The organism is Planococcus sp. BI3 (assembly GCF_056680115.1).
Map to the genome: position 1 here is coordinate 1163023 of NZ_CM155266.1, position 24985 is coordinate 1188007.

General features: G+C 46.6%; 23 protein-coding genes. All 23 read right to left on the reverse strand.

Annotated elements, in window-relative coordinates; translation table 11 throughout:
• Nucleotides 1-204: 204 nt before the first annotated feature.
• Nucleotides 205-1140, reverse strand: coding sequence for a primosomal protein DnaI (gene dnaI / locus AC1MEO_RS05890; protein WP_480334982.1), 936 nt, complete (start codon nt 1138-1140; stop codon nt 205-207).
• Nucleotides 1141-2511, reverse strand: coding sequence for a replication initiation and membrane attachment family protein (locus AC1MEO_RS05895; protein ID WP_480334984.1), 1371 nt, complete (start codon nt 2509-2511; stop codon nt 1141-1143).
• A gap of 11 nt (nt 2512-2522) precedes the next feature.
• Nucleotides 2523-2999, reverse strand: a complete 477-nt coding sequence (gene nrdR, locus AC1MEO_RS05900) for a transcriptional regulator NrdR (RefSeq protein WP_480334985.1) — start codon at nt 2997-2999, stop codon at nt 2523-2525.
• Nucleotides 3000-3113: 114 nt separating this feature from the next.
• A complete protein-coding gene (gene speD / locus AC1MEO_RS05905; RefSeq protein WP_191716028.1) occupies nt 3114-3497 on the reverse strand; it encodes an adenosylmethionine decarboxylase in 384 nt (127 codons plus the stop codon).
• 316 nt (nt 3498-3813) lie between these two features.
• Nucleotides 3814-4833 carry a glyceraldehyde-3-phosphate dehydrogenase gene (locus AC1MEO_RS05910; RefSeq protein ID WP_480334987.1) on the reverse strand — a complete coding sequence of 340 codons (1020 nt, stop codon included), beginning with the start codon at nt 4831-4833 and terminating at the stop codon, nt 3814-3816.
• Between the two features lie 102 nt (nt 4834-4935).
• Nucleotides 4936-5541: a dephospho-CoA kinase gene (gene coaE, locus AC1MEO_RS05915; RefSeq protein WP_480334989.1), complete on the reverse strand. Its 606-nt coding sequence runs from the start codon at nt 5539-5541 to the stop codon at nt 4936-4938.
• Nucleotides 5542-5550: 9 nt separating this feature from the next.
• Complete coding sequence (gene mutM / locus AC1MEO_RS05920) at nt 5551-6420, reverse strand: bifunctional DNA-formamidopyrimidine glycosylase/DNA-(apurinic or apyrimidinic site) lyase (RefSeq protein WP_480334991.1); 870 nt, start codon at nt 6418-6420, stop codon at nt 5551-5553.
• Nucleotides 6421-6435: 15 nt separating this feature from the next.
• Nucleotides 6436-9072: a DNA polymerase I gene (gene polA / locus AC1MEO_RS05925; RefSeq protein ID WP_480336033.1), complete on the reverse strand. Its 2637-nt coding sequence runs from the start codon at nt 9070-9072 to the stop codon at nt 6436-6438.
• 66 nt (nt 9073-9138) lie between these two features.
• Nucleotides 9139-10110 (reverse strand): protease modulator HflC, encoded by a 972-nt coding sequence (gene hflC, locus AC1MEO_RS05930; protein ID WP_480334992.1) that lies wholly within the window; start codon nt 10108-10110, stop codon nt 9139-9141.
• Nucleotides 10110-11084 carry an FtsH protease activity modulator HflK gene (hflK, locus tag AC1MEO_RS05935; protein WP_480334993.1) on the reverse strand — a complete coding sequence of 325 codons (975 nt, stop codon included), beginning with the start codon at nt 11082-11084 and terminating at the stop codon, nt 10110-10112. The genes hflC and hflK overlap by 1 nt, the downstream gene beginning before the upstream one ends.
• Before the next feature lie 173 nt (nt 11085-11257).
• Nucleotides 11258-12475 carry a carboxylate--amine ligase gene (locus AC1MEO_RS05940; RefSeq protein WP_480334994.1) on the reverse strand — a complete coding sequence of 406 codons (1218 nt, stop codon included), beginning with the start codon at nt 12473-12475 and terminating at the stop codon, nt 11258-11260.
• A gap of 14 nt (nt 12476-12489) precedes the next feature.
• Entirely contained in the window at nt 12490-13887 is a 1398-nt protein-coding gene (pnpS, locus tag AC1MEO_RS05945) for a two-component system histidine kinase PnpS (RefSeq protein WP_480334995.1), read from the reverse strand.
• Nucleotides 13884-14591 (reverse strand): response regulator transcription factor, encoded by a 708-nt coding sequence (locus AC1MEO_RS05950; protein WP_480334997.1) that lies wholly within the window; start codon nt 14589-14591, stop codon nt 13884-13886. The genes pnpS and AC1MEO_RS05950 overlap by 4 nt, the downstream gene beginning before the upstream one ends.
• Nucleotides 14592-14636: 45 nt before the next feature.
• On the reverse strand, nt 14637-15113 hold the full coding sequence (locus AC1MEO_RS05955; RefSeq protein WP_480336035.1) for a MaoC/PaaZ C-terminal domain-containing protein: 477 nt from the start codon (nt 15111-15113) through the stop codon (nt 14637-14639).
• A 171-nt stretch (nt 15114-15284) separates the two neighbouring features.
• The gene (gene mdh, locus AC1MEO_RS05960) at nt 15285-16223 is read right to left on the reverse strand and encodes a malate dehydrogenase (RefSeq protein ID WP_480334998.1); all 939 of its coding nucleotides are present in this window, start codon (nt 16221-16223) and stop codon (nt 15285-15287) included.
• Between the two features lie 132 nt (nt 16224-16355).
• Entirely contained in the window at nt 16356-17624 is a 1269-nt protein-coding gene (gene icd / locus AC1MEO_RS05965; RefSeq protein ID WP_480334999.1) for an NADP-dependent isocitrate dehydrogenase, read from the reverse strand.
• Nucleotides 17625-17713: 89 nt separating this feature from the next.
• Nucleotides 17714-18829 (reverse strand): citrate synthase, encoded by a 1116-nt coding sequence (citZ, locus tag AC1MEO_RS05970; protein WP_480335000.1) that lies wholly within the window; start codon nt 18827-18829, stop codon nt 17714-17716.
• 187 nt (nt 18830-19016) lie between these two features.
• Complete coding sequence (locus AC1MEO_RS05975; protein WP_480335001.1) at nt 19017-19403, reverse strand: FxsA family protein; 387 nt, start codon at nt 19401-19403, stop codon at nt 19017-19019.
• Between the two features lie 91 nt (nt 19404-19494).
• Entirely contained in the window at nt 19495-21255 is a 1761-nt protein-coding gene (gene pyk / locus AC1MEO_RS05980) for a pyruvate kinase (RefSeq protein WP_480335002.1), read from the reverse strand.
• Between the two features lie 22 nt (nt 21256-21277).
• Entirely contained in the window at nt 21278-22237 is a 960-nt protein-coding gene (gene pfkA / locus AC1MEO_RS05985; RefSeq protein ID WP_480335004.1) for a 6-phosphofructokinase, read from the reverse strand.
• A gap of 177 nt (nt 22238-22414) precedes the next feature.
• The gene (locus tag AC1MEO_RS05990; protein ID WP_480335005.1) at nt 22415-23383 is read right to left on the reverse strand and encodes an acetyl-CoA carboxylase carboxyltransferase subunit alpha; all 969 of its coding nucleotides are present in this window, start codon (nt 23381-23383) and stop codon (nt 22415-22417) included.
• Nucleotides 23376-24248, reverse strand: coding sequence for an acetyl-CoA carboxylase, carboxyltransferase subunit beta (gene accD / locus AC1MEO_RS05995; protein ID WP_480335006.1), 873 nt, complete (start codon nt 24246-24248; stop codon nt 23376-23378). Before accD ends, AC1MEO_RS05990 begins: the two co-directional genes overlap by 8 nt.
• Nucleotides 24232-24882 (reverse strand): FadR/GntR family transcriptional regulator, encoded by a 651-nt coding sequence (locus AC1MEO_RS06000; protein ID WP_480335008.1) that lies wholly within the window; start codon nt 24880-24882, stop codon nt 24232-24234. The genes accD and AC1MEO_RS06000 overlap by 17 nt, the downstream gene beginning before the upstream one ends.
• Nucleotides 24883-24985 lie beyond the last annotated feature (103 nt).

The following is a 24985-nucleotide window of genomic DNA, read 5'->3' on the forward strand; positions in this document are numbered from 1 at the left end:
CGTCAGCTGCTACTGAGGAGACTGTTCACAGCTGCTGCTCGAAGGGGGTAAACGGGATTGTCGGTACTTAAGAAGCTTGCAGCCAGGGCTTCTCTCTCTGAAAGTCGTACAAATCCGCTCATATCCTTGTCAAAGCATGTAAAATCTTGGTTCGATTGTTTTTACTATAAACCGAAATGACGCAAAACGCAATAGTTCCGGCGCTTAATTTCGTCGGTTGCGCCCATCGAGCTTGACGGGTTTGGTTAACGCACGAATCCGTTCCATGATGCGCGCAGCTTTCAAATCTTCTTTTTCGCCGCGCTGCGAATAGGTCAAGTGATATTCCAGTTCAGAATAACTAAAGTTCGACGACATGAACGTCGGCAGTTTCTCCGACATCCGGTAATGCAGAATTGTTCCCAGCACTTCATCACGGGTCCAACTGGACATCGCTTCCGCCCCGATATCATCAAGCATCAGGACGTCCGCCTTTTTGACGTAGTCGACTTTTTCCTGCAAGGTCTGGTCTCCGATTGCCTGCTTCATTTCCCGCATAAATTCCGGAACGAACACCAGCACCGATTTGACGTTGATCTCTGCCAGTTCGTTGGCTACTGCACTGAGTAAATACGACTTGCCGATCCCGAATTGCCCGTAAAGGTATAATCCTTTTTCAGGCAGGTTGTCAGGGCCCGTTGCTTGATCCAGGAAATCCCCGACCGCACGGAACGCTTCCATACGGCTGTCATCCAGATCAAATCCGGACAGCGTCGCCTGCATGACTTCTTTTGGCATGTACATGCTGTGGATCAATGAAGAAGCATGGCGTTTATTATCGTTTGCTTCCTTCAAGCGGCATTTGCTATAGGAAATGCCGATGGTTCCCCGCTCTAATACCAGCTTGGGTTCAAAACCTTTGAGGTGGTTGATGCAGGCGCCCAGGCTTGGGCATTTATTGCAATCATGGGACTGGTCTATATACTCGTATAGCTTTCCAAGTCCTCTATCAATAGTGGCTGTATCAATTTCTTCCGCATGGTCTTCCAGGAATTTCTTGACCCCTGGGTGTTCCAGAACTTCTTTGCGCATTTCACTGTAACGCTCAGAAAAAGCAGGCGCATTGACCACACGTTTCAAGGTTTCACGAATCGGTTCCATTTAAACACCTCTTCCTTTCTTCAACGCCAGTTTCGCAAGAAGTTTTTGTTTCTCCACTTCCAGGCTTTCGTTTCTCGGCTCTGCCTTGGCGGCTGGTGCTTCATCTTTCTTGTGGAACCATTCCGGCAGCTTTTCTTCACGCACCGGCTTTCGGTTGCCATTGCCAGTAAACGGTTTGGCCACCGTGACCGGGGAGCCTTCAGACTTCCATTTCATATACTGCGTATGCTCAACCCGCGCAAGCTCCATCGCTTCTTTAGCAGTGGTGACGTTTTTACGCAGCCAATGCGAAGCGATTTTTTCCACGTAGGCTTTGGTCAGCTTCATATCGGTGCGCAGCAGGACATACTGAAGCAGGACATTGACCACTGCCGGCTCCATGCCATGGGTAACGACCAGTTGATTGGCCAGTTGGACATCTGCTGGCAGCGGTTCACTGCCATCTGCAATATCGCGCAGCACTTGAATCGGCGGTGCCGTCTCCAAGTAGACCAACAATTCGTCCTGTTTTGTTTTCGGTGCTTCTTCTGTCAGCTTTGGAGCTTCTTTAGGCACTTGAACAAGCTGTGGTGCCGTAGTCGAAACCGTCAACTTATAATATTCGGATGCCGATTTTTTCAAGCCTTCCACCGTCAACTTGTAATCGTCTTCGATAGCCAGCAAGATGACTTTCTGCATCTCCAATGGTCCCCATCCGTAGAGGTAGGCCAATTTGGGAATAAAATCCTTGATGGTTGCAGTCAGGACTCTTTTGGGTACGAGCTGCTCCGACAGGCCTTGTCGAAGCAGCCTGAAGTCGAAATCGGCATCGGCTTCATAGCCGCCTTTTTTCCGTTCCTGCAGATCGGGCTGAACAGCCGGATAGCCTGCTTTGGCATGGATCGGCTGAAAAATATCCGTGAATGTCCGGGACACTTCTTCAAAATCGGATGGAATTTCAGTGTGGACCAGAAACCGATCCCGCACTCTGCGGTAGGAAGGTTCTCCAATTTTACTGAACAGGAACATCGACAGCAGCGGATCCATGAAAAAGGTTTTCGGATCCAGCGGCGGACATAATTCATAGATGAAGCAACGGCTGCCGCTGTCTTTCCGGTAAGTTTTGAGCAATCCAATCGCTTCCAGCTGGATTCTTGCTTCAAAAATTTTCGAGACAGAATTCCCCAATGTGTTCATCAAGGTGTAATGGGTCGACTCTTCCCCCGAAGCTTCCCCTTCCGCCCACAGCGTCAAGTAGAAGGCAATGGCTTCAGCACCGATCAGCGGCTGATACAGGAGCGTCAGCAATTGCCGGTCATAATTTGAAAACGGATAAGGCAACCGGATACGATACGGATCGGCAGGCTGTAGTTCTTTATAAAATGCAGTCATAAGTCACCGCCTTAGTCGATTTTCTTGTCTTCCGGACTTTTATTCAGCAAATCCTTCAGTTCGTCGATAAAAACAGTGATGTCTTTGAATTGGCGATATACAGAGGCAAAGCGGACATAAGCCACTTCGTCGATTGCTGCCAGGCGGTTCATGACCAATTCCCCGACATCTTCGGATTTAACTTCCGGATTGCCTGCCCGGCGAAGGTCTTTCTCAATTGTAAAGACCATTTCTTCCAGCGCCTCAAGAGATACCGGCCGCTTTTCACATGCACGAATTAAACCGCGCAGGACTTTTTCGCGGCTGAACTCTTCACGTGAGCCATTCTTTTTGACGACGATCAGCGGCATCTCCTCCACTTTCTCAAAAGTGGTAAAGCGATATCCACATAATTCACATTCCCTGCGCCTTCTGGTTGACTTCATTTCATCTATTGGCCGTGAATCGACAACACGTGTGCCGTTATGTTGGCAAGCTGGACATTTCATTTTGACATCTCCCTAAATTCTCTATCTAGTGTATCTAGTATAACAAAAATCCTTCAGGAAAATAGAAAAAGCAGAGGAATTTATCCTCTGCTTTCGTGTTTTTTGTTTAATGGATTATACTGTTACTGAAACTTTGGATTTTTCAACACTGACTGGACCCATACCGCGCGGAATTTCGACAAGCTCGCTTGAGGTTGACCCTAGCGCTTCTGCGATATACTTTGCTGCAATTGTTGGATCTAAGTCGCCGCAAGTGTAAACATCTACACTGGCGTAGCCGTGTTCCGGGAAGCTGTGGATAGTTAAGTGAGATTCAGAGATGATCACAACTCCGCTGACACCTTGTGGTGCGAATTTGTGAAAAGCTACCTCTCTTACTTCAGCTCCAGATTTGAGTGCTGCATCAACAAAAGTTTGTTCGATAAAATCCATATCGTTTAATTTGTCAAAATCACACTGCCAAAGTTCTGCAATTACGTGACGTCCCATTGTTTCCATGGTTCGTTTTCCCCCTTTGATATCATTTTGTTTTGTGCGCAAAATATTCAAAGTTGACTACCACGGGGGAAAGTTAGTCCAAAGAGGTCCTAACCCTTTAAGCAGTCATGTGAATAAAAAATCTTACGCTCCTAATTCCGAGGTGCATGATGGAAATTCAGAAGTGGTAGCCGTTTTTCAACTACGATTCATAGTATAAAACGGATTTATTGTAAATGCAATAATAATATCTTATTAATGCTGAATTTTTTTCAGTAAATTTCCCATAAAAAACCCCGGTTCTCCATTTAAAACCGGAGTACCGGGGTGATTAGCCTTATTTAGAGACCAGCACTAAAGCCTTTGCAACTTTTTTGGTCAAATCGATGACACGCGCTGAATAACCCCATTCATTGTCGTACCAAGCCAGAACTTTCACTTTTCGGCCATCAATCACCATTGTCGATAACCCATCAACAATAGCCGATTTCGGATTGCTGTTGAAATCTACAGAAACCAATGGCTCCATCGTCAAGCTCAAGATTCCTTCCAGACCATTTTCTGATGCTTCCTCAAAAGCCTGATTGACTTCCTCGATTGTCACGTCTCTCTTCAAATCGACAACCAGATCAACTAGGGACACGTTCGGCGTCGGTACCCGCAAAGCCATACCATGCAGTTTGCCCTGCAGTTCCGGTATCACCAGTGACAGCGCTTTCGCAGCACCCGTAGAAGTAGGAATAATCGACTGCGCACATGCACGGGCACGTCGAAGATCTTTATGTGGGTTATCCAAATTTTGCTGATCGTTCGTGTAAGAATGGATTGTCGTCATCAAGCCGTTTTCAATCCCGAATTTATCATGCAGCACTTTTACGACCGGTGCCAGGCAGTTTGTCGTACAACTCGCATTGGAAATGATGTCGTGTTTGTCGATATCCAATTTGTCGTCGTTGACCCCCATGACAATGGTGATGTCTTCTTTTTTCCCAGGAGCTGTCAGAATTACTTTTTTTGCTCCTGCTTCCAAATGAAGCGCTGCTTTTTCGCGGGAGTTGAACTTACCGGTTGCTTCGATGACGATATCAATACCCATTTCTTTCCATGGCAGATTCAATGGGTTGCGTTCACTTACTAATTGAACCCGTTTCCCGTTAACAATTAATGTATCTTCTTCTGAAGATACGTCACCTGCGAAGGTGCCGTGATTTGTGTCATACTTAATTAAATGCGCAAGGGTCTCAGCTGGATAAGTGGCGTTGATTGCTGTAATTACGACGTCATCCATCATTATCGCTTGTCTGAAAACCATACGGCCAATACGGCCAAATCCGTTAATTGCAATAGAAACTGTCATGTAGGAGTCCTCCGTTTATAATTAAGTTATACTCATTTTTTTAATTTCTTATATAGTATAACACAATTAACTATTTAGAGAACCTTAAAAACAGCTTATCTTTTATTCTTTTTCAGGGCTGGCTTGCCAATTGTCTAAAATTCTGTTTAATTGCCATTTCGTTTCATCGAGTGATCCATTATTGTAGATGACAGCATCCGCTCCATCTTCTTTTAAGGACATCGGCAATTGGGAACTGATGCGTGCCTGCGCCTCTTTTTTCGTCAGGCCATTCCGTTCCATCAGCCGGTTAAACTGGTTTTCTTCTGTGACGCTGACGACCAGAATCTTGTCCACCAAATGCTGCAGGCGGCTCTCGAACAATAAGGGGATGTCCATGATGATCGTCTTAAATCCTTGCTCCAGAAACTCATGGCGCTGCCGGAGCATTTCCTGGCGGATCGCCGGGTGGATAATGTCGTTCAAGATTTTTCGGCTGGCCGGATCATTGAAGATGATCTCCCCTACTTTTGCGCGGTCCATTGTGCCATCTGCCTGGATTACGTCCGGTCCAAATGCCTGTTCAATCTGCGTCAGCGTTTCGGAACCCGGTTCTACAACCAAGCGTGCCACCAAATCGGCATCAATGATCGGATAACCTGAATTTTGCAGCATTTTGGATACGGTACTTTTCCCACTGGCAATACTGCCTGTCAATCCAATGATCATCATCCATCCTCATTTCTGGCAGGCCGGACAATACACCGACGCCCGACCCCCGATTTTCATGGTTTTCGTCAGCGTGCCGCAAACCACGCATTGTTTTTTTCCATACATTCCAAAATGGTTTTGCATGCTGCCCGATTCGCCATTGATATTGCGGTAATCCGAAATCGTGCTGCCCCCTGCTTCGATGCTTTCCAAAAGTATGGCAACAATCGTCTCAAATAATTCCACTTTGCGTTTTTTGCTGATTCGTCCGGCTGAACGCTTCGGATGGATTTTCATCTTAAAAAGTGCTTCGGTAGCGTAAATATTGCCGCATCCGGAAATGACCTGGCCATCCATGATGATTTCCTTGATTGCCTTGTTCTTGTACTTCGGGCTTTCTGCCATCACCAGGAAATGGTCAAGCGCAACTGCCTCGAAAGGTTCTGGCGCCATCAGCAGCAAAGGCGGGAAATCTCCCTCTTCCTGCAACACCCTCATCTCCCCGAAACGGCGGATATCTGAAAACGCCAGCAAGTTGCCATCGCTTAATGTCAGCACAACATGGACATGGCGCCGGAATTTATCTTCCGGAATGGACTGGAGCTGGTCGACATAGAACCAGGCTCCCGACATCCCTAAATGGTTGACCAATAAAAATTCTTTTTCATTTCTCAATGTGAAATAAATGTATTTACTGCGCCGCTCGACACGGATGATTTGTGCCCCGACCAGGCTTTCAATAAAACGATCGGCTTCCATCCGTTTGATGATCGCTTCTTTGCCATTCGTTTTGGAGACACGAATGGTCTCAGAAACAGTTACTGCCTCAATTTTTTTCCCAATGGAAACGGGGCGGATCTGCCGAACGACACCTTCCACTTCCGGAAGTTCAGGCATATCGTTGCCCTCCTGTCATTTAGTATCGTACCAGGTTGCGCCATACGCGATGTCCACTTTCAGCGGAACGCTCAGCTTCACTGCATTCTCCATCACCTGCGGCACCAACTTCATCAGCTTATCCAATTCTTCTGGCGGCGCTTCGAAAATCAATTCATCATGAACCTGCAGCAGCATGCGCGCCTGCATCCCTTCGCGTTCCAAAGCTGCGTCCATATCGATCATCGCTTTTTTGATGATGTCTGCGGCACTGCCCTGAATTGGCGTATTCATCGCGGTACGCTCTGCAAAGCTGCGCAAATTAAAATTCGAGCTGGTGATGTCCGGCAAATAACGCCGGCGGTTCATCAAGGTCGTCACAAACCCATCACGTTTGGCATCTGCCACAATGGTCGTCATGTAGTTTTTGACGCCCGGGAAGCTGGCGAAATAACGCTCGATAAACGCCGCCGCTTCCTTGCGGGTAATGTTCAGGTTTTGGGACAGGCCGTAATCACTGATGCCATAGACAATCCCGAAGTTGACGGCTTTTGCCGCACTCCGCATTTCGCTTGTCACTTGTTCTTCAGGAACGTGGAACACATCGCTTGCCGTAGTCCTATGGATGTCGCGGTCATCCTTGAATGCCTGGACCAGCCGCTCATCTTCTGACATATCCGCCAACACCCGCAATTCGATCTGTGAATAATCAGCAGCAACCAACTGCCATCCAGGTTCCGAAGGCACAAAGGCTTTGCGGATTTTCCGGCCTTCTTCCAGGCGGACCGGGATGTTCTGCAGGTTCGGATTGGTCGAACTGAGTCGCCCGGTTGTCGTCAAGGCCTGCTGGAAACGGGTATGGACTTTGCCATCCGCGTGGATTTCCTTCAATAAACCTTCTATATAAGTGGACAGCAGTTTGCCCAGCTGACGATACATCAGGATATAGGAAATGATTTCATGTTGCCCTTCCAGTTTTTCAAGGACATCGGCTGCTGTTGAATAGCCTGTCTTGGTTTTCTTCAATGCCGGCAATCCCAGGTTTTCAAACAACACCACGCCTAATTGTTTCGGAGAATTGATGTTGAATTGCTGTCCGGCCAATCCGTAGATATCCGACTCGATTTTTTCCAGCTTATGGGACAATTCCTTGCCCATTTCAGATAATTGATTGCGGTCGACCCTAACACCGAGCGATTCCATTTTGCCCAAGACCGTCGCCAGTGGCAACTCTAATTTATCGTATAAATCGAATTGCTCATTTTCCTCGAGCTTTTCTATGACCAGCGGACGCACTTTCCAGATGGTGCGCGCTTTTCTGGCAATATGCTCATCAAGGATAGACTGCTCCGGCACTTTCTTTTTAGCGCCTTTTCCGTAGATCTGTTCGTTTGTTGAGACATCTCCATAGCCGTATTCCTGAACGATGCTCGCCATATCCGTGTAGGTCAACGATGGATTAACGATATAAGCACCCAGCATCAAGTCGAAATCGACACCTTCTAGTTCAATGCCGCAGCGAAGAAATGCTGCCGTTGCCGCTTTGGAATCTGCCATGAATTTCTTCTTCAACGGGTCCTTGAACCAGGCACGGAATTCCTCTGAATGGTCAACAACATCCATTGGGATGACGTAGGTTTCTGTTTCAGTGGATAGGGACACCCCAAGCAAATCACAGCTATGGTAATGTTCGTCATACAGCTCCAGATGAACCGCCATCTCATCTTTCAGGATAGTCGGATCGATGCTTGCCAACACCTCGAATTTCAACTCTTCTTTCACGGTCTCTTCTGCCGTGTATTCCATTTTTTCCAATAAAGATTTAAACGCCAGTTCGTTCCAAACCTTCACCAACTCATCCTGATCAGGTCCTGCATAGCTCAATTCCTCGATCTTGATATCAATTGGCGCATTGCGTTCGATTGTCGCCAGCTGCTTGCTGATGTAGGCAAGTTCTTCATTGGCAACCAATTTTTCTTTCATCTTGCCTTTTTGCTGTTCAATGGCTTCGTATACCCCTTCAACCGAGCCGTGTGCCGCCAACAGCTTGAGTGCTGTTTTTTCGCCCACACCCGGGACACCTGGAATATTGTCGGAAGCATCGCCCATCAGGCCTTTCATATCGATGATTTGATCGGGCGTCAAACCGTATTTCTCCTTGATGTGCTCAACTGTATACTTTTCAATATCAGTGATGCCTTTTCGGGTGATATAAACCGTTGTAGAAGGTGAAGCCAATTGCGTCAAATCCTTATCTCCTGAAATGACCACCACTTCGTCGCCTTCCCGCTCCGCTTCCAAGCTTAAGGTTCCGATGATATCATCCGCCTCATAATTCTCCAGTTCGTAGCGTTTGATCCGGTAGGCATCGATCAATTTCTTCAAATAAGGAAATTGTTCCGACAGCTCAGGCGGCGTCTTCTGCCGTCCACCTTTGTATTCACTGAAAGTCTTGTGGCGGAACGTCGTTTTTCCCGCGTCGAAAGCCACGATCATATGCGTCGGCTTTTCTTCCTCCAGCACTCTTTGCAGCATCATGGTAAATCCGTATACCGCATTTGTATGAATGCCGTTTTCATTGGTCAGCAATGGCAAGGCAAAAAATGCCCGGTATGCCAAGCTGTTCCCATCTAATAAAAGTATTTTCTTTGCCAAAAAATTACCCCTCTCCATAAAAAAAGCCGTCATTCCCTCTATTTTACCACGCGGGCAAATAGAAGAGAAATGACGGCCACAGCCTTATTCGAAATTACCGGACAGGATATCCGCGTATGGAGAATCCGACGGCAGAATAATCACCGTGTCATCACCGATTGTTTTCTTATAGGATTCCAACGAACGGTAGAGTTCATAGAATTCCGGATCTTTCGAGAAGGATTCGTTGTAGATTTTAGCAGCTTCCGATTCGCCTTCCGCCTGGATCAATGCCGCTTCCTTACGGGCAGTGGCAATCACTTCCTGCGCTTCACGGTCTGCTTGTGCTTCAATTTCACGTTTTTTCGCATCTCCTTGAGACAGGTAATCCTGAGCTGTGGAATCACGTTCGGAAATCATCCGGGTATAAACAGATTGCTCATTTTCTTCCGGCAAATCCGTCCGCTTGATGCGGACATCCAACACCCGGATGCCGTATTGGTCTTTCTCCAGCAGCTCGTTGACTTTCGCTGTAACATTATCGTTCAAACTTCCGCGGGAGGAATTTTCATCATTGATGATTTCATCATAATCCAATTGTCCAAGCTCTGTCCGGACCACTGAATAAATGAACTCCTCCATCCGGCTTTCAGCATTGACGATCGTCCCGGCATTTGAAATCAATTCAAGCGGATCCACCACATGCCAGACGGCGTAATTGTCGATGATGATGCGCTTTTTGTCTTTCGTATTGATTTCCGCTTCTGAAACATCATAAGTCATTTGGTAGTTCGGCAAAGTTGTGACGCTCTGGACGAATGGAACCTTCATTTTGATGCCCGGTTCTTCCTGGATCTTCACCACTTCACCAAATTGGCGGACAACGCGGTACTCATTTTCCTTGACGACATAAACATTCGTCAGGACAACGAGCAAAAGTGCGAATGCCACAACCAAACCGACAATGAGTTTCCAGTATTTCTTGAAATCAATCGGGTCTTTCGGTTCTTTGCTTTTTTTCGGTTTATTGTATGGATTGAATTTCTTCACTTCACCTAAGGGTTTGTTCGGTTCCATCAGTTGCCACCCCCTTCTTCTTCTGTTTCTGCTTCAGCCGCTGGCGGCACAGCTGTCTGCAGCCCATCAAGCGGCAAGTATTTCATGGTGCCGCCTTCATCATTCATGATATACAGTTTAGCGTTCGGCAGCACCGACTCCAAAGTTTCCATGATGATCCGCTGCTTGGTGACTTCGGGGTTGTTTTCATATTCCACAAACAATTTATCGAAAAGCGCCACGTCTCCTGTCGCCTGTTGGACACGCGTTACTTTCTGGCCTTCTGCACGCGAATTGATGGCGGCTTTTTCACCCAATGCTTCGTTGCGTTTTTGGTTTTCGTATTTATTCGCTTCATTGATTTTGGTGTTCATCGTTTCCCGGGCATCGGTTACATTCGTGAATGCCGCGCGTACTTCTTCGTTCGGCAGCTCCACGTCCTGCAGTTTGACAGCCAGAACCGTAATGCCGATATCGTATTTCTCAATTAACGAAGCCAGCAGATCGCGGGTTTCCGCTTCGATTTCCGCTTTTCCGGAAGTCAGGGCGTCATCAATCAGCGAACTGCCGATGATGGAGCGGATAGATGCTGATGTTGCATCGTGCAAAATGTCCTGAGGCGCTTCTGCGTTGAACAGGTATTTTTTCGGATCGGTGATTTTCCACTGGACCACCAAATCCGTCAGAACGATGTTTTCGTCGCCTGTGATCATCTTGGTTTCCTTGTCGAAAGCGACAATCTCGCCGTCTTCGTTTTGGTTATAGCCGAATTGCAGGCTATAGGTTTCTTTTGACAGGATTTCTGCTTTTTGGATCGGCCAAGGCATCTTGAAATGCAAGCCTGCTTCAGTGACGGTTTCATTGGCTACACCAAACGTGATGATAACCGCCTGTTCCGATTCATCTACTGTATACCAGGAAGTGAAAACGGCAACCAGCAGAAGAATTCCGGCAATAGACAAACCAATCACCGCAAGCAATTTTTTTGTCGTCATGATGGGTCCCCCTTTTTCTTGTTACTCTTTAATACGGAATGATATGGAAATAGTTTCATAAAAAAAAAGAAAAAGAGCCCGGGGAAGGGACTCTTTTTCAAATCATGCGGTTGAAGGGGGTTCTATTAAACCTTACCATCCAAGTATGAAGCTGGTGTTAAGCTTGTGTAAATTTACCATTGATTGTTTTTGTATTTCTTATAGTAATTCACCTGGCGCGCCAAAAGATAGAATTTACGCTTCAGGTGCTTGTCTTTCTTATAGAAGAGAGGATTGCCGTATTGGCCTTTTTTGATCAGGCGCTTGATATCTTTCAGCACCGCTTTGTTAGCGACGAAATTCCGCAGTACCGCTTTTGGTACGACAGTGAACAGGAAGTCTTCATTCAAATACGTCACGTGCTTATCAGTCTGGTAAATCAAATCGTCGACAAAGTATTCTGCCATATTATGTCCAAGTGCTGTTACGTAATAGCTTGAGCGCCCTTGGCGAATATTGACTTCAAACACTTTGAATTTATTGTCGCGGGCATCGTATTTCAAATCGAAATTTGCAAAGCCATTGTACCCGACAGCTTCCAGGAAATTCTGCAGCTTGACCATCATGTCTTTATCAAAACGTGTGATCAGCGCTGTGTAATTCCCGATTGCCGTAACTGTATGTTCCTGCAACACAACTTGTGCAAATGTCACAAGCTGCGTTTTCCCTTTGGAATTTGCATAGATGACAGAATCCCACATGAACGTGTCATCGCCGGGAATATAATCCTGAATGATCAATTCGTCGCGGTAACCGCCTGCTTTAATCTGCTCGACCACTCTGTGCATTTCTTTCGGGCTTTCGACTTTATAGACTTTCTGTTGGCCTTCAAACTTATTTCTGCTGTACTCGATGCCATTGCTCGGCTTGATGATGACTGGGAACATCATCTCTTCTTCGAACGGCACTGTTGAATTGCAATCATAGAAGAAAGTGGTGGGTGTTTCAATGCCATGGACTTTGCAAAGCTCATAGAAATTCGCTTTGACCTGCAGCTGATTCATTAAATCTTCATTAATATAATTAAAGACATAATGTTCCCGCAGAACCTTGGCATTTTCGATGATCAGGCGTACATAAAGATCGTTTGTGCCGATCAGCAGGAGAGTTTTTCCGGGAGATCTGTATTTATCTGCAACATCGATCAGGATGTTGGCAAACTGGGAATCGTCAGCCAATCCGGGATGCAAGTCAATGGTTTCTGTGATTGTGCTCAATGAAGTAAATGATAAGGGTTCTTTGCCGATCAAAATCGGCTTGATGCCATACGCTTCGTGAAACGAAATGGCCATATTATAAGCGTTCATGTCTGTCCCGATTATAATCGGCAAAAATGGGTGTTTAGTTTCCATGCTTTCCTCCTAAATTAACTAGCCAAAGGCAAATGGATGGTGAATGTGGTGCCGACTCCAACCTGGCTGTCGACTTCCACTTTTCCATGATGCGCCTCGATTAAGTGTTTGACAATGGAAAGGCCAAGGCCGGTGCCGCCCGAATTTCGGCTGCGCGCCCGGTCGACACGGTAAAAACGTTCAAATAACCGGCCGATTTCCGAACTTTCTATTCCGATTCCCTGGTCTTCCACTTGAATGACGGCTCTATCGTCTTTCACGAAAAGCCGGATGGTGATTTCGGTATGGTTGCTTGAATATGTAACTGCATTGATCAACAGATTCATCATCACTTGGATTAAGCGATTCGCATCGCCTAAAACAATCACCGGTTTTGTCTCCAGATTCAGCCGGATGGATTTTTCATCGAGTTTCGGCTGAATCATTTCCACTGCCCGTTTTATCACGGACTTCATATCCGTCGGCTGTGCATTCACTTCAAAGCCGCTTTGCTCCACATTCGACAAATCGAGCAGGTCATTGATGAGCATTTCCAAGCGATTGCTTTCCGTATGAACAATTTCCAAAAAGGAAAGTAAAGTCTCCTTATCTTTATAGGCGCCATCAAGCAGGGTTTCTGAGAACCCTTTAATCGACGTCACCGGTGTCCGAAGTTCATGGGAAACATTGGCAACGAAATCTTTTCGGATCTGCTCGAGCCTTTTCAATTCCGTAATATCATGAAATACAATGACAATCCCCAGCCAGCGCTGATGCTCTCCAATGACAGGTGCCCCGTAGACATTCAGATTTTTCAACTTCAGGCCTGACATAAATTCAATCTGAGACCGGGAATGCGTTTCCGTCATGAAGACATTTTCGATAAAATTCTCTAATTCATCAGGAATGTGGATTTCTTTGTAAAATTTACCCAATGTATTTTCAGTAGACAAATTAAATTCATCCAGAAAAGGTTTATTGACAAGGGAAATAGCTCCTTGCTTGTCAATCATAATCAATGCACTGCCCATATTTTCAATCAGTGTTTTCAGCCGCTCCTGTTCCATGACTCTCACCGCTGTAATCTCCTGCAGGTTCCGAGCCAGAACATTGATCGTTCTGCTCAATGCCACACTGGCTTGTGCATTGGATTCCGAGGCACGTGCACGGTAATTGCCTTTGACCAATTCCATCGCCGTCTCAGTAGCGTTTTCTATCGGTTTGATGTTCACTTCGATGATTCGGCTTCCGACAATGGCTGAAAAAAGCAATGCTACAGCAAATGTCAAAAGCAAAACCAGCCAAATGTCTGACTTATTCTCGGCGTTTTCATAAATGGGCAGCAATTGAAGCACCACGATGAACAAACCGGCCAGCATCATTCCGATCCATACCAACAGAGTGGCCAGCAGGCGATGCCGAAAAGATTTCATGAGCTTTTCGGCTCCTCAAACTTATAGCCCAGTCCGCGAATCGTTTTGATGAATATTGGCTTGCGGCTGTTTTCCTCTATTTTATCGCGCAAATGGCTGATATGGACATCGACGATGCGCGTATCTCCTGCAAAATCGTATTTCCATACAGCACTTAACAACTGGTCACGCGTCAATACGCGGTTTTTGTTTTCCATCAAGTACACCAGCAATTCAAATTCCTTTGGCGTAAATTCCAATTGCTCTTTATTGAGGAAAACTTCAAAGCGGTCAGGGTAGACATCTAATTTGCCGAGAGAAATCGGCACAGAGGAATCCTGTTGCGGAGTCGGGACATTATTGGCTCTTCTCAACACCGCTTTGATGCGTGCCACCACTTCCCTTGGGCTGAAGGGTTTGGTCATGTAATCATCTGCACCCAGTTCCAAGCCCAATACCTTATCAAATTCATCGCCTTTAGCCGTCAACATAATAATCGGTGTATTGACTTTTTGCTGGCGCAAGGATTTGCAGACTTCTACCCCGTCCATCGACGGCAGCATGAGATCTAAAACGATCAGTGATGGATTTTCGCTCAAAGCCAGTTCATAGCCTTGTTTGCCGTCATTGGCGATAATGGTTTCAAAACCCGCCTGAACCAGATTATAGGAAAGTAAGGTCGCAATTGAATGTTCATCTTCGATTATCAATATTTTCTTCAGCATTTTACATCCTCCACACTCAGTTTGAAACCCCCATCTCAAACCGCGTTAAAGATTATCCGTTGCAGGAGTCGTCAATTGTTCCACTATTTGCGGTGGGTTAGCAGTAATTTGTCCTTGTATCGCGATTTCACCATTTTCGTCGATTCCTTCAATCTGAACGATTACTTCATTATGCTTGATATCCACTTCGATAACTTCCAATAAAAAATCGATTGTTTCGTCATGATGGACAGGTTTCAAAAACTTCAGCTGCTGGCCAGTAATATAAGAGCCGGGACCCGGTATATACTTGGATACCGCGGACGTTAGGATCCCCGTCAGCATGATATTCGGTACCACAGGCTTTTCGAAAGCGGTTTGCGCCGCGAAATCGTGTTGAATATACAGCGGGTTGCTGTCATTTGTCAAACCCAGATAAAGAAGAAGATCTTTGTCCTCAATTTTTTCTGTCAGCTTTAATTTCTCGCCGATTTTGATCTCTTCCACTCGCCGGCCTAATTTTCGCTTTTTCCCAAGCAACAAACAACATCCCTCCATTTTCTTGATACTCCTATAGTATCAATTTAGCTAATGAAAGTGCAAGCACCTAAGGTAATGGGAAAACGGAGCATACGCATGAAGTGCGAAGATTAGAGCCCGCAATCCAAAAAAAGCGGACAAGGTATTATGCTCCCTGTCCGCCTTTCCTATGGATTATGCCAATACTTTCATTACCGCTTTCACTGAATCAGCTGACTGGTTCAATAAAGCTTTTTCTTCTTCGTTCAAATCGATTTCAATGATTTTCTCGATGCCGCCTGCACCTAAAATTGTGGGCACTCCCAGATAAATCCCATCCAATCCATACTCGCCTTCTAAATAAGCAATGGAAGGCAAGATGCGGCGCTGATCCTTAATGATTGCTTCCGCCATTTCCACAATTGATGCTGCCGGTGCGTAATAAGCTGAACCGTTACCTAGGAGGTTAACGATTTCTGCCCCGCCTTTGCGTGTGCGTTCCACAATTTCATCCAAACGGTCTTTGGAAATCATCGTCTCCAATGGAATTCCGCCTGCGTAGGAATAACGGACGAGCGGCACCATATCATCACCGTGGCCACCCAGTACGAATCCCGTGACGTCCTTGACCGACACATCTAATTCTTCTGCCACAAATGTCCGGAAACGGGCAGAGTCAAGTACGCCAGATTGTCCGATTACACGTTCTTTCGGAAAACCCGAAGCCTGAAAAACAGTATAGGTCATCGCGTCAACCGGATTCGTCAGGACGATGATGGTCGTTTCCGGAGAGTATTTCACAATATCCGCCGTAACAGCTTTCATGACTTTCTGGTTGGTCTGGACTAAATCATCACGGCTCATACCTGGCTTGCGTGCAATGCCGGCCGTAATGATGACCAGGTCCGAGCCTTTGGTATCTTCATAATTCGAAGTACCTGTCACGCGTGCATCAAATCCCTGGACAGGGCCTGCCTCCGCCATATCCAAGGCTTTGCCTTTTGCGGGATTTTCCATAGGCGGAATATCCACTAAAACGACGTCACCCAATTCTTTCTGAGCCAATAGGAATGCTGTCGTTGCCCCTGTAAAACCTGAACCGATCACTGAAATCTTTTTACGTTTGAATGTCATGAAATATCTCTCCTTTTTAGTAGATGATTTTCATTTAGTTGGTTATATGCAGATATTCCAAAAGAAAACAGGAATTGTGACAATAAATAATACAAAAAAGGAGGGAAAAAATCCCCCTCCTCTCCTTAACTCTTATAGGTTTTTAATCAATTCGTCAGCAAACTCAGAGCATTTCACTTCTGTAGCGCCGTCCATTAGACGTGCAAAGTCGTAAGTTACAACTTTAGAAGCAATAGTTTTCTCCATAGAGTTTGTGATCATTTTAGCAGCTTCTACCCATCCTAGGTGCTCAAGCATCAAGACGCCTGAAAGAAGTAGAGATGAAGGATTCACTTTATCAAGGCCAGCATATTTAGGTGCTGTTCCGTGAGTTGCTTCGAAAATCGCATGTCCAGTATCGTAGTTGATGTTCGCTCCAGGAGCGATACCAATTCCGCCTACTTGAGCAGCCAAAGCATCAGAGATGTAATCGCCGTTCAAGTTCATTGTTGCAACAACATCGAACTCGCTTGGACGTGTAAGGATCTGTTGCAGGAAGATGTCAGCAATTGAATCTTTAACAAGGATTTTGCCTGAAGCAAGTGCTTCTTCCTGTGCTTTGTTCGCAGCGTCTGTACCTTTTTCGTCTTTGATTGCATCGTATTCGTTCCATGTGAATACTTTATCGCCAAACTCCTGCTCAGCAACTTCGTATGCCCAGTTTTTGAAAGCTCCTTCAGTGTACTTCATGATGTTCCCTTTATGGACGATCGTCAAAGATTCACGGCCTTCAGTAAGTGCATAGTTGATTGCAGCACGCACTAAACGTTTTGTTCCTTCTTCTGAAATCGGTTTGATGCCGATACCTGAAGTTTCAGGGAAACGGATGTTTTTAACGCCCATTTCGTCTTGTAGGAATGCAATCAATTTCTTCGCTTCATCCGTACCTGTAGCGTATTCGATCCCTGCATAGATATCTTCAGTGTTTTCACGGAAAATAACCATATCTGTATCTTCTGGGCGTTTAACCGGTGAAGGTACGCCGTCAAAGTAACGGACTGGACGCAGGCAAGTATACAAATCAAGTTCCTGGCGAAGTGCTACGTTCAATGAACGGATACCGCCGCCGATTGGCGTCGTTAAAGGTCCTTTGATTGCGATCAAGTACTCGCGGATTACGTCAAGAGTTTCTTCAGGAAGCCATTCGCCAGTTTCGTCAAATGCTTTTTGTCCTGCAAGAACTTCTTTCCAGACAAGTGATTTTTCACCATTATATGCTTTTGTTACTGCTTCTTCTAAAACACGTGATGCTGCATTCCAGATATCCGGTCCTGTTCCGTCACCGATAATGTAAGGAATTACTGCGTTGTTGGGAACGTTCAAGACACCGTTTTCTACTGAAATTTTTTCGCCGTTAGTCATGTTTAATTTCCTCCTGTGGTCAAAGTCATAGGGCTGCACAGAGTGCAAGCCCTATGATTTATATTTTTTTCATGATGATGAAACGTTTCTTATCTTTCTTCAATCGGCACATAAGTCTGCATGCCAGGCCCGATGTATTCCGCGCGCGGGCGGATCAGGCGGTTGTTCGAATACTGCTCAAGGATATGCGCCAGCCAGCCGGATGTGCGGGAAACCGCAAAGATCGGCGTGAACAGGTCATGTTCGATGTTCAGGCTGTGGTAGACCGATGCCGAGTAGAAATCCACGTTCGGCGGAAGGTTTTTCTGGCCTGTGACGATTTCGTCGATTTTCACCGACATGTCGTACCATTTTTCTTCGCCGCGGATCTTCGTCAGTTTCTGGGACATGTCACGCAAATGCTTCGCGCGCGGGTCGCCCTTGCGGTAGACGCGGTGGCCGAAGCCCATGATTTTTTCTTTGTTGGCCAATTTTTCAGTGATGACGCGTTCCACGTTGTCGACTGAGCCGATTTCCGTAAGCATCTTCATCACTTGTTCGTTGGCGCCGCCGTGAAGGGGGCCTTTCAGCGCGCCGATGGCAGCTGTGACGCCGGAATAAACGTCAGACAAGGTTGCCACGGCTACACGTGCCGTGAACGTCGAGGCGTTCAATTCGTGGTCTGCGTGAAGCACCAATGCTTTGTCGAACGCTTCTTCTTCGATCGCTTCCGGCACGTTGCCAGACAGCATATACAGGAAGTTCGCTGCGAAGCTCAGGTCCGATTTTGGGGCAATCGGCTCCTGGCCATTGCGGATGCGGCCGAATGCGGTCACAAGCGTCGAAATTTTCGCTTGGATCTTGATCGCTTTGCGGTAGTTCGCTTCCGGTTCCATCACTTCGGCTTCTTCGTCGAACAGGCCAAGCATAGAAACCGCTGTGCGGAGCGCCGCCATCGGGTGGACTTTCTTGATGTCATATGTTTTGAAATGATCCAGCACAGCTTGTGGAACGGCCATGTTGTCGGCCAATTGCTGCTTCAGTTCTGCCAGTTCATCCGCTTTTGGCAGGCGCTGGTGCCAAAGCAGGTAAATCACTTCTTCAAAGCTTGCGTTTACGGCTAAGTCATCGATATCGTAGCCGACGTATGTAAGTGTGTCATCAATGATCGAGCTGATCGCGGATTGGGTTGCAACTACACCTTCTAAACCTTTTGACGATGTCATTTAAATCGCTCCTTCTTCAGTTTAATTCATCATTCCAAAAAAAAATGCAGAATGATGTCTCATCTGCGTTTATGAACTTCTGTTTTTATTCCCTTACTTAGCTATTATAATCAACTTTGTAGAATTTGTGAATGGAAACGCTTAGGGAAATTAAATTCTCTTTAAAAAACGATGGAAAAACCCGGCATTATCCTACGATAACCCGGGTATTTTTCATCTTTTTATAGATCAATCGATAAATGAATGGCTTATACATTTTCTGAGTCGGGCTAAAAAGCATAGTGAACCCTACTGCGTCAGAGATAAACCCTGGCGTCAGCAGCAAAACACCGCCAACCAGAATGAATGCCGCATTCAGTAATTGATCTCCAGGAGCTTGGAAACTGTTCATTCCTGCTTGGATATCTTTTAGCGCTTTTACGCCTTGCTTCTTAGCGAGAAAAGCACCGATTAAGCCAGTTGCAACAATGATTGCCATTGTAACAAAGAATCCAAGCTTGCCTCCTGCCCAAATCAGCAGAGCCAATTCAAGAGACGGCACAATAATCAATGCGAGAAAAATCCACTTCATCATTTTAACCGGCCTCCGTATTTTTTATAGCTTGAGAAAGTAGAACTTTTAGTTCGTTATTTATTGTCCAAACTCCATCGCCTAGCTTTTCTGATTATAGGACACTGGCATGGCCATGGTAAACAATGCCCGATTCTGCGTCCATTGTAATGTCGTAGCTGTTCTTGATAATTGACGTTGCATCTTTGATGCCGACGATGACCGGAATTCCAAGACTCAAACCGACTACTGCTGCATGGCTTGTCAATCCGCCTTCTTCTGTAATGATTCCAGCGCATTTGTTGATGGCCGGCATCATTTCACGGTCTGTGCCGATTGTAACGATAATTTTGCCTTCCACGTCGATTGCCAATGCTTCTTCTGCATTTCTGACAACCACCGTTTCACCGAATGCGACAGTTTTGCCGATTCCTTGGCCTTTTGCAAGAATATCGCCGATAACATGCACTTTCATCAGGTTGGTCGTACCGGCTTGCCCTACAGGAACGCCTGCAGTGATTACGACAAGATCGCCGTGTTTGACATACCCATACTTCAAGCTTTCATCCACCGCTTTTTCAAGCAGTTCATCCGTCGATTCCACTGAAGTTCCAATGATTGGCTGAACGCCCCAAACCAAGGAAAGCTTACGAGCTGGCCGATCTGAAGAGGTCACCGCAATAATCGGTGCTTCCGGACGGTATTTCGAAATCATCTTGGCGGTTGTGCCGCTTTCAGTCGGAGCGATGATGGCTTGAACTTTTAAATTCAAAGCTGTATAAGCTACGGCCTGGCCGATTGCTTCCGTCATATTAGGCTGTTTTTCTTTCCGGCGGTGATCCACGAGCCGTTTGTAGTTTAATGCGGCTTCTGTCGTTACGGCGATGCGGTGCATCGTTTCAACAGATTCGACCGGATAAATGCCGGCTGCCGTTTCACCCGATAGCATAATGGCGTCCGTACCGTCAAAAATCGCATTGGCGACATCACTTGCTTCTGCGCGTGTCGGACGCGGATTGCGCTGCATCGAGTCCAGCATCTGCGTCGCCGTTATGACCGGTTTGCCGGCACTATTGCATTTTTCGATCAGTGATTTCTGTACCAACGGCACTTCTTCCGGCGGAATTTCCACGCCTAAATCTCCACGTGCGACCATCAGTCCATCGGAAACCTGGATGATGTCATCAATATTATCGACGCCTTCCTGGTTTTCGATTTTTGGAATGATTTGAATGTGCGAACCGTTGTTATTTTCAAGCAAACTGCGGATTTCCATCACATCTGAACTTCTTCTGACAAATGAAGCCGCCACAAAATCAACGTTTTGCTCAATTCCGAATAAAATGTCCTGAGCATCTTTTTCCGTGATCCCCGGCAATTGAACGGAAACTCCTGGAACATTGACGCCTTTTTTCGTTTTCAGCGTTCCGGCGTTTTCAACGATTGTATGGATAATGCCATTTTCCTTGTCCAGGCTCTCCACACGCAATTCAATCAAGCCATCATCCAAGAGGATGACCGATCCAGTATCCACATCTTCAATCAACTGTTCATATGTGATTGAGAAGCGCTCAGCAGTCCCCAGCACTTCAGACATGGAAACTCCAATTTTCTGGCCAGTCACCAATTCAATCGAGTCGTTCTCCATTTGGTGGGTACGGATTTCCGGACCTTTGGTATCCAGCAGAATGCCGACGATCTTGCCGGCTTTATCGGCCGCTTCACGGATCCGTTTAATGCGCAGTGCATGTTCTTCATGGTTGCCGTGTGAAAAGTTCAAACGGGCAACGTTCATTCCCGCTTCAATTAAGCGTTCAAGCAGTTCAGGCGTTTCACTGGCAGGCCCGATTGTGCAGACAATTTTCGTTTTTCTCAATAAACTCACTCCATTTACCGTTTTAAATTGCTAGTTCTTTAGATAGTGTATACAAGCTCATGTCAGCATGATGCTCAGCAGTGAATGCCTCTGTCATATCATAGTCTACCACCTGGTGATTCTTCATGCCAATAGCTCGTCCTCCGACGCCATCAAGCAAAACTTCCACCGCTCGGGCGCCGAACAAGCTGCCCAGGACACGGTCCCGTGCTGTTGGAGAACCGCCGCGCTGGATATGGCCAAGAACAGAAACACGTGTTTCAATATTAGCCTTTTCTTTGATCAGGTCGGCGAGTTCATTGCCGCCCATAACCCCTTCAGCCACGATGATGATGCTGTGGCGTTTGCCGCGGGCCCGTCCTTTTTGCAGACGGTCAACCATTTCGTCGATATCATAGGTATCTTCCGGAATCAGAATGGTTTCTGCTCCACCTGCCAGGCCTGCCCATAACGCTAAATCGCCGGCATCGCGTCCCATAACTTCCACAATGAAAGTTCGTTCGTGGCTTGTTGCCGTGTCACGGATCTTATCGATTGCTTCGATGACAGTGTTCAAGGCCGTATCAAATCCTATCGTATAGTCAGTTCCCGGAATGTCATTGTCGATGGTCCCCGGAACGCCGATACATGGAAAGCCTTTTTCAGTCAAAGCCATCGCTCCGCGGTAAGAACCGTCCCCGCCGATAACCACAAGTCCTTCAAGACCTTCTTTTCTCATGTTTTCAATCGCCTTTAATTGGCCTTCATTGGTACGGAACTCTTCGCAGCGCGCAGAATAAAGTTTCGTGCCTCCACGCTGAATAATATCGCCGACATCGCCTGCTTCCAGCTTTTTGATATTGCCTTCAATCAGTCCCTGATATCCGGAATAAACGCCAGCCACTTCGATGCCGTGAAAAATCCCTTTACGGACAACCGCACGGACAGCAGCGTTCATGCCCGGCGAATCTCCTCCGCTTGTCAAAACTCCAATTTTCTTCATACTACCCCTCCTGCACTCCATTTACTCTGTTTACCTTACCACGATGAGGCGCTACTGTCAGTCTTGAATAGAGTCTGAACATGTTAAGATTTTATTGCATTTGCCTGTCTGGTTCCGAAGAGCCGATCCATTTCAATAAATTTTGAAAACAAAAAGAACCGCCGAAGCGGTCCTCCATCATTCACTGAATACACCGATTGATTTGAACTTTCGGTAGCGCTGTTCGATCAGTTCCTCACCGGACATGCCGTTCAATTCCTCCAGAGAGCGCCTGATCGCTTCTGAGATGATGGAAGCCTGTCTCTTCGGATCATGGTGGGCACCACCGCGTACTTCTGGAATCATGTGTTCAATTATTTCCATCTCCAGCAAATCGGGGGCAGTGATCTTCATCGCTTCTGCCGCTGTTTGGGCAAGAGCCGAATCTTTCCATAGAATAGAAGCAGCTCCTTCAGGAGAGATCACCGAAAATGTCGAGTTCTCCAGCATCAAGATCTGATTGCCGAGACCCAGTGCCAGCGCGCCGCCACTTCCCCCTTCACCGATGACGATGGACAGGACAGGAACTTCCAGCCCTGCCATTTCCACGAGGTTGCGTGCAATCGCTTCGCTTTGTCCACGTTCTTCGGCCGCTTTGCCCGGATAGGCGCCTTTCGTGTCGATCAGGCAGATAATCGGCCGTTTGAATTTTTCCGCTTGCTTCATCAGACGCAATGCTTTGCGGTAGCCTTCCGGATGCGGCATGCCGAAATTCCGTCTGACGTTCTCTTTCGTATCCTTGCCGCGCTGATGGCCGATGATGGTGACCGGCTGGCCGCGGAAAGAAGCGATTCCGCTGACAATTGCGGCGTCATCTCCATATAGGCGATCTCCGTGCAACTCAATGAAATCGTTGAAGATCATTGGAATATAATCAAGCGTTGTCGGCCGTTCCGGGTGGCGGGCCACCTGGACACGATCCCAAGGCTTCATGTTTTCGTAAATTTCTTCTTCCAGCTTGGAAAATCTGTCTTCCAAAGACTTGATTTCCGAATTCAAGTCCACTTCTGCTGTTGCGGTATAATCCTTCAGCTCCAAAATCTTCGCTCGCAGCTGGATAAGCGGCTCTTCAAAAGCCATAGATTTTTTCCCGTTTTTCTTAGCCATTTGCCACAGCTCCTTTCGTATGGAGATGCACAATTGTCGCCAGGGTCTTCTGCATGGAACTGCGATGGACGACCGCATCCAATTGTCCATGTGCCAGCAAAAATTCCGCCGTCTGGAAGTCTTCCGGTAATTTCTCGCGTACAGTCTGTTCAATGACGCGGCGCCCTGCAAAACCGATCAAGGCTTTCGGTTCAGCGATATTAATGTCCCCGACTGACGCAAAGCTTGCCGACACACCACCTGTTGTCGGATGGGTCAGGACTGATACAAAAAGCAGCCCCTCATTGCTGTGGCGTTTTAACGCTACACTTGTCTTTGCCATCTGCATCAATGACAGAACCCCTTCTTGCATACGCGCTCCGCCACTGGCTGTAAAGATGATGAATGGCAATTTGCGTTCTGTTGCTGCTTCAATGGCGCGCGTAATTTTCTCGCCTACAACTGACCCCATCGACCCCATCCGGAAATGGGAATCCATGACGGCCAAAACGATATCCTGTCCCTGCAGCTTTCCTGAGCCTGTCAAAACAGCTTCATTCAACCCTGTTTTTTCGCTGTCGGCTTGAACTTTTTCTGAATATCCAGGAAACCCGAGTGGATTCTCCGATTTCAAATGATCATCCATCGATTCGAAGCTTCCGACATCCAACAGGCTGTCTATGCGCTCATAAGCGGTCATCTTGAAATGATGGTCGCATTTCGGGCAGACTTTGTTGTTTTTCTGTAGATCCTTCGTCAAGGTGATTTCCTTACATTCAGGACATTTGGTCATCAGTCCCTCTGGTACATCTTTTGCAGACTTTGAAGGAATCGTTGCTTCCTTACTGTCTTTATTGCGTTTAAAAATATCACGAATCATTGCCATTAAGTATTCTCTCCTTTTGCAGCCATTCACTCCAAATCTTGAACTCCTGGATGGCTGTATCTGCATCTTGTCGTTCAATTGCGGCCAATATATTGTTCATACTGTCAATTTCCTCAGATGAAACGGTTCCGTCATACGGATTTCCGCTGTATTGCTTCAGTAAAAACCAGATTTTCAAGGACAAACGGTTGCCGGACAATACCATCAATTCACGGACAAAGTCTTCCCGCTGAAAACTTTCATCCGCAAGACGAAGCCGAAGACTTTCCCAAACTCGCATTTGGCTGGCCGCTTTGTTTTGGCAGATCGCCTGGATTGCTGCCACTTCGTGGAGCAGACGCGTTTCCCAAACATCCTGATGAGACTGATTGTCCTGTAAAATAAAAGTTGACAAGACTTCAACCAATTTGTGGTTTCTGTGGTCAGACAGGAAGGTGCCTTCTCCTCTGCGTGTTTCAATCAAGCCTAACAATTCCAAACTGCGCAGCGCTTCCCGTAAGGTTGAACGGCCGACTTGCATGGTCTCCGCCAATTCCCTTTCAGATGGAATCCTTTCACCCGGCTTGATTTTTTCCTGCCGAATCATATCACGAATGTCCCGTACTATATCCAAATATCGTTTCGATTGACTCATGATGGTTCCTCAGTTCCCATTTTTTTGAAAGTGGTCTGGCCACTCATATTCTATACCTTACAAAAAAAACAGTGCCACGTAAAGAAAAAACTGCTTTTCTTTT

Coding starts and splice junctions, on each gene's coding strand:
- mutM (WP_480334991.1), bottom strand. CDS start 6,420: ATGCCTGAACTTCCGGAAGTGGAAGGTGTCGTTCGGCAGATCCGCCCC.
- mdh (WP_480334998.1), bottom strand. CDS start 16,223: ATGACATTCAAACGTAAAAAGATTTCAGTGATCGGTTCAGGTTTTACA.
- nrdR (WP_480334985.1), bottom strand. CDS start 2,999: ATGAAATGTCCAGCTTGCCAACATAACGGCACACGTGTTGTCGATTCA.
- coaE (WP_480334989.1), bottom strand. CDS start 5,541: ATGATCATTGGATTGACAGGCAGTATTGCCAGTGGGAAAAGTACCGTA.
- hflK (WP_480334993.1), bottom strand. CDS start 11,084: ATGACGACAAAAAAATTGCTTGCGGTGATTGGTTTGTCTATTGCCGGA.
- hflC (WP_480334992.1), bottom strand. CDS start 10,110: ATGGAACCGAACAAACCCTTAGGTGAAGTGAAGAAATTCAATCCATAC.
- AC1MEO_RS06000 (WP_480335008.1), bottom strand. CDS start 24,882: ATGAGTCAATCGAAACGATATTTGGATATAGTACGGGACATTCGTGAT.
- AC1MEO_RS05895 (WP_480334984.1), bottom strand. CDS start 2,511: ATGACTGCATTTTATAAAGAACTACAGCCTGCCGATCCGTATCGTATC.
- citZ (WP_480335000.1), bottom strand. CDS start 18,829: ATGACATCGTCAAAAGGTTTAGAAGGTGTAGTTGCAACCCAATCCGCG.
- AC1MEO_RS05975 (WP_480335001.1), bottom strand. CDS start 19,403: ATGATGAAGTGGATTTTTCTCGCATTGATTATTGTGCCGTCTCTTGAA.
- accD (WP_480335006.1), bottom strand. CDS start 24,248: ATGGCAATGATTCGTGATATTTTTAAACGCAATAAAGACAGTAAGGAA.
- icd (WP_480334999.1), bottom strand. CDS start 17,624: ATGACTAACGGCGAAAAAATTTCAGTAGAAAACGGTGTCTTGAACGTT.
- AC1MEO_RS05950 (WP_480334997.1), bottom strand. CDS start 14,591: ATGCTGAAGAAAATATTGATAATCGAAGATGAACATTCAATTGCGACC.
- speD (WP_191716028.1), bottom strand. CDS start 3,497: ATGGAAACAATGGGACGTCACGTAATTGCAGAACTTTGGCAGTGTGAT.
- AC1MEO_RS05910 (WP_480334987.1), bottom strand. CDS start 4,833: ATGACAGTTTCTATTGCAATTAACGGATTTGGCCGTATTGGCCGTATG.
- AC1MEO_RS05940 (WP_480334994.1), bottom strand. CDS start 12,475: ATGGAAACTAAACACCCATTTTTGCCGATTATAATCGGGACAGACATG.
- pnpS (WP_480334995.1), bottom strand. CDS start 13,887: ATGAAATCTTTTCGGCATCGCCTGCTGGCCACTCTGTTGGTATGGATC.
- pfkA (WP_480335004.1), bottom strand. CDS start 22,237: ATGAAGAAAATTGGAGTTTTGACAAGCGGAGGAGATTCGCCGGGCATG.
- polA (WP_480336033.1), bottom strand. CDS start 9,072: ATGGAGAGGGGTAATTTTTTGGCAAAGAAAATACTTTTATTAGATGGG.
- AC1MEO_RS05990 (WP_480335005.1), bottom strand. CDS start 23,383: ATGGCTAAGAAAAACGGGAAAAAATCTATGGCTTTTGAAGAGCCGCTT.
- dnaI (WP_480334982.1), bottom strand. CDS start 1,140: ATGGAACCGATTCGTGAAACCTTGAAACGTGTGGTCAATGCGCCTGCT.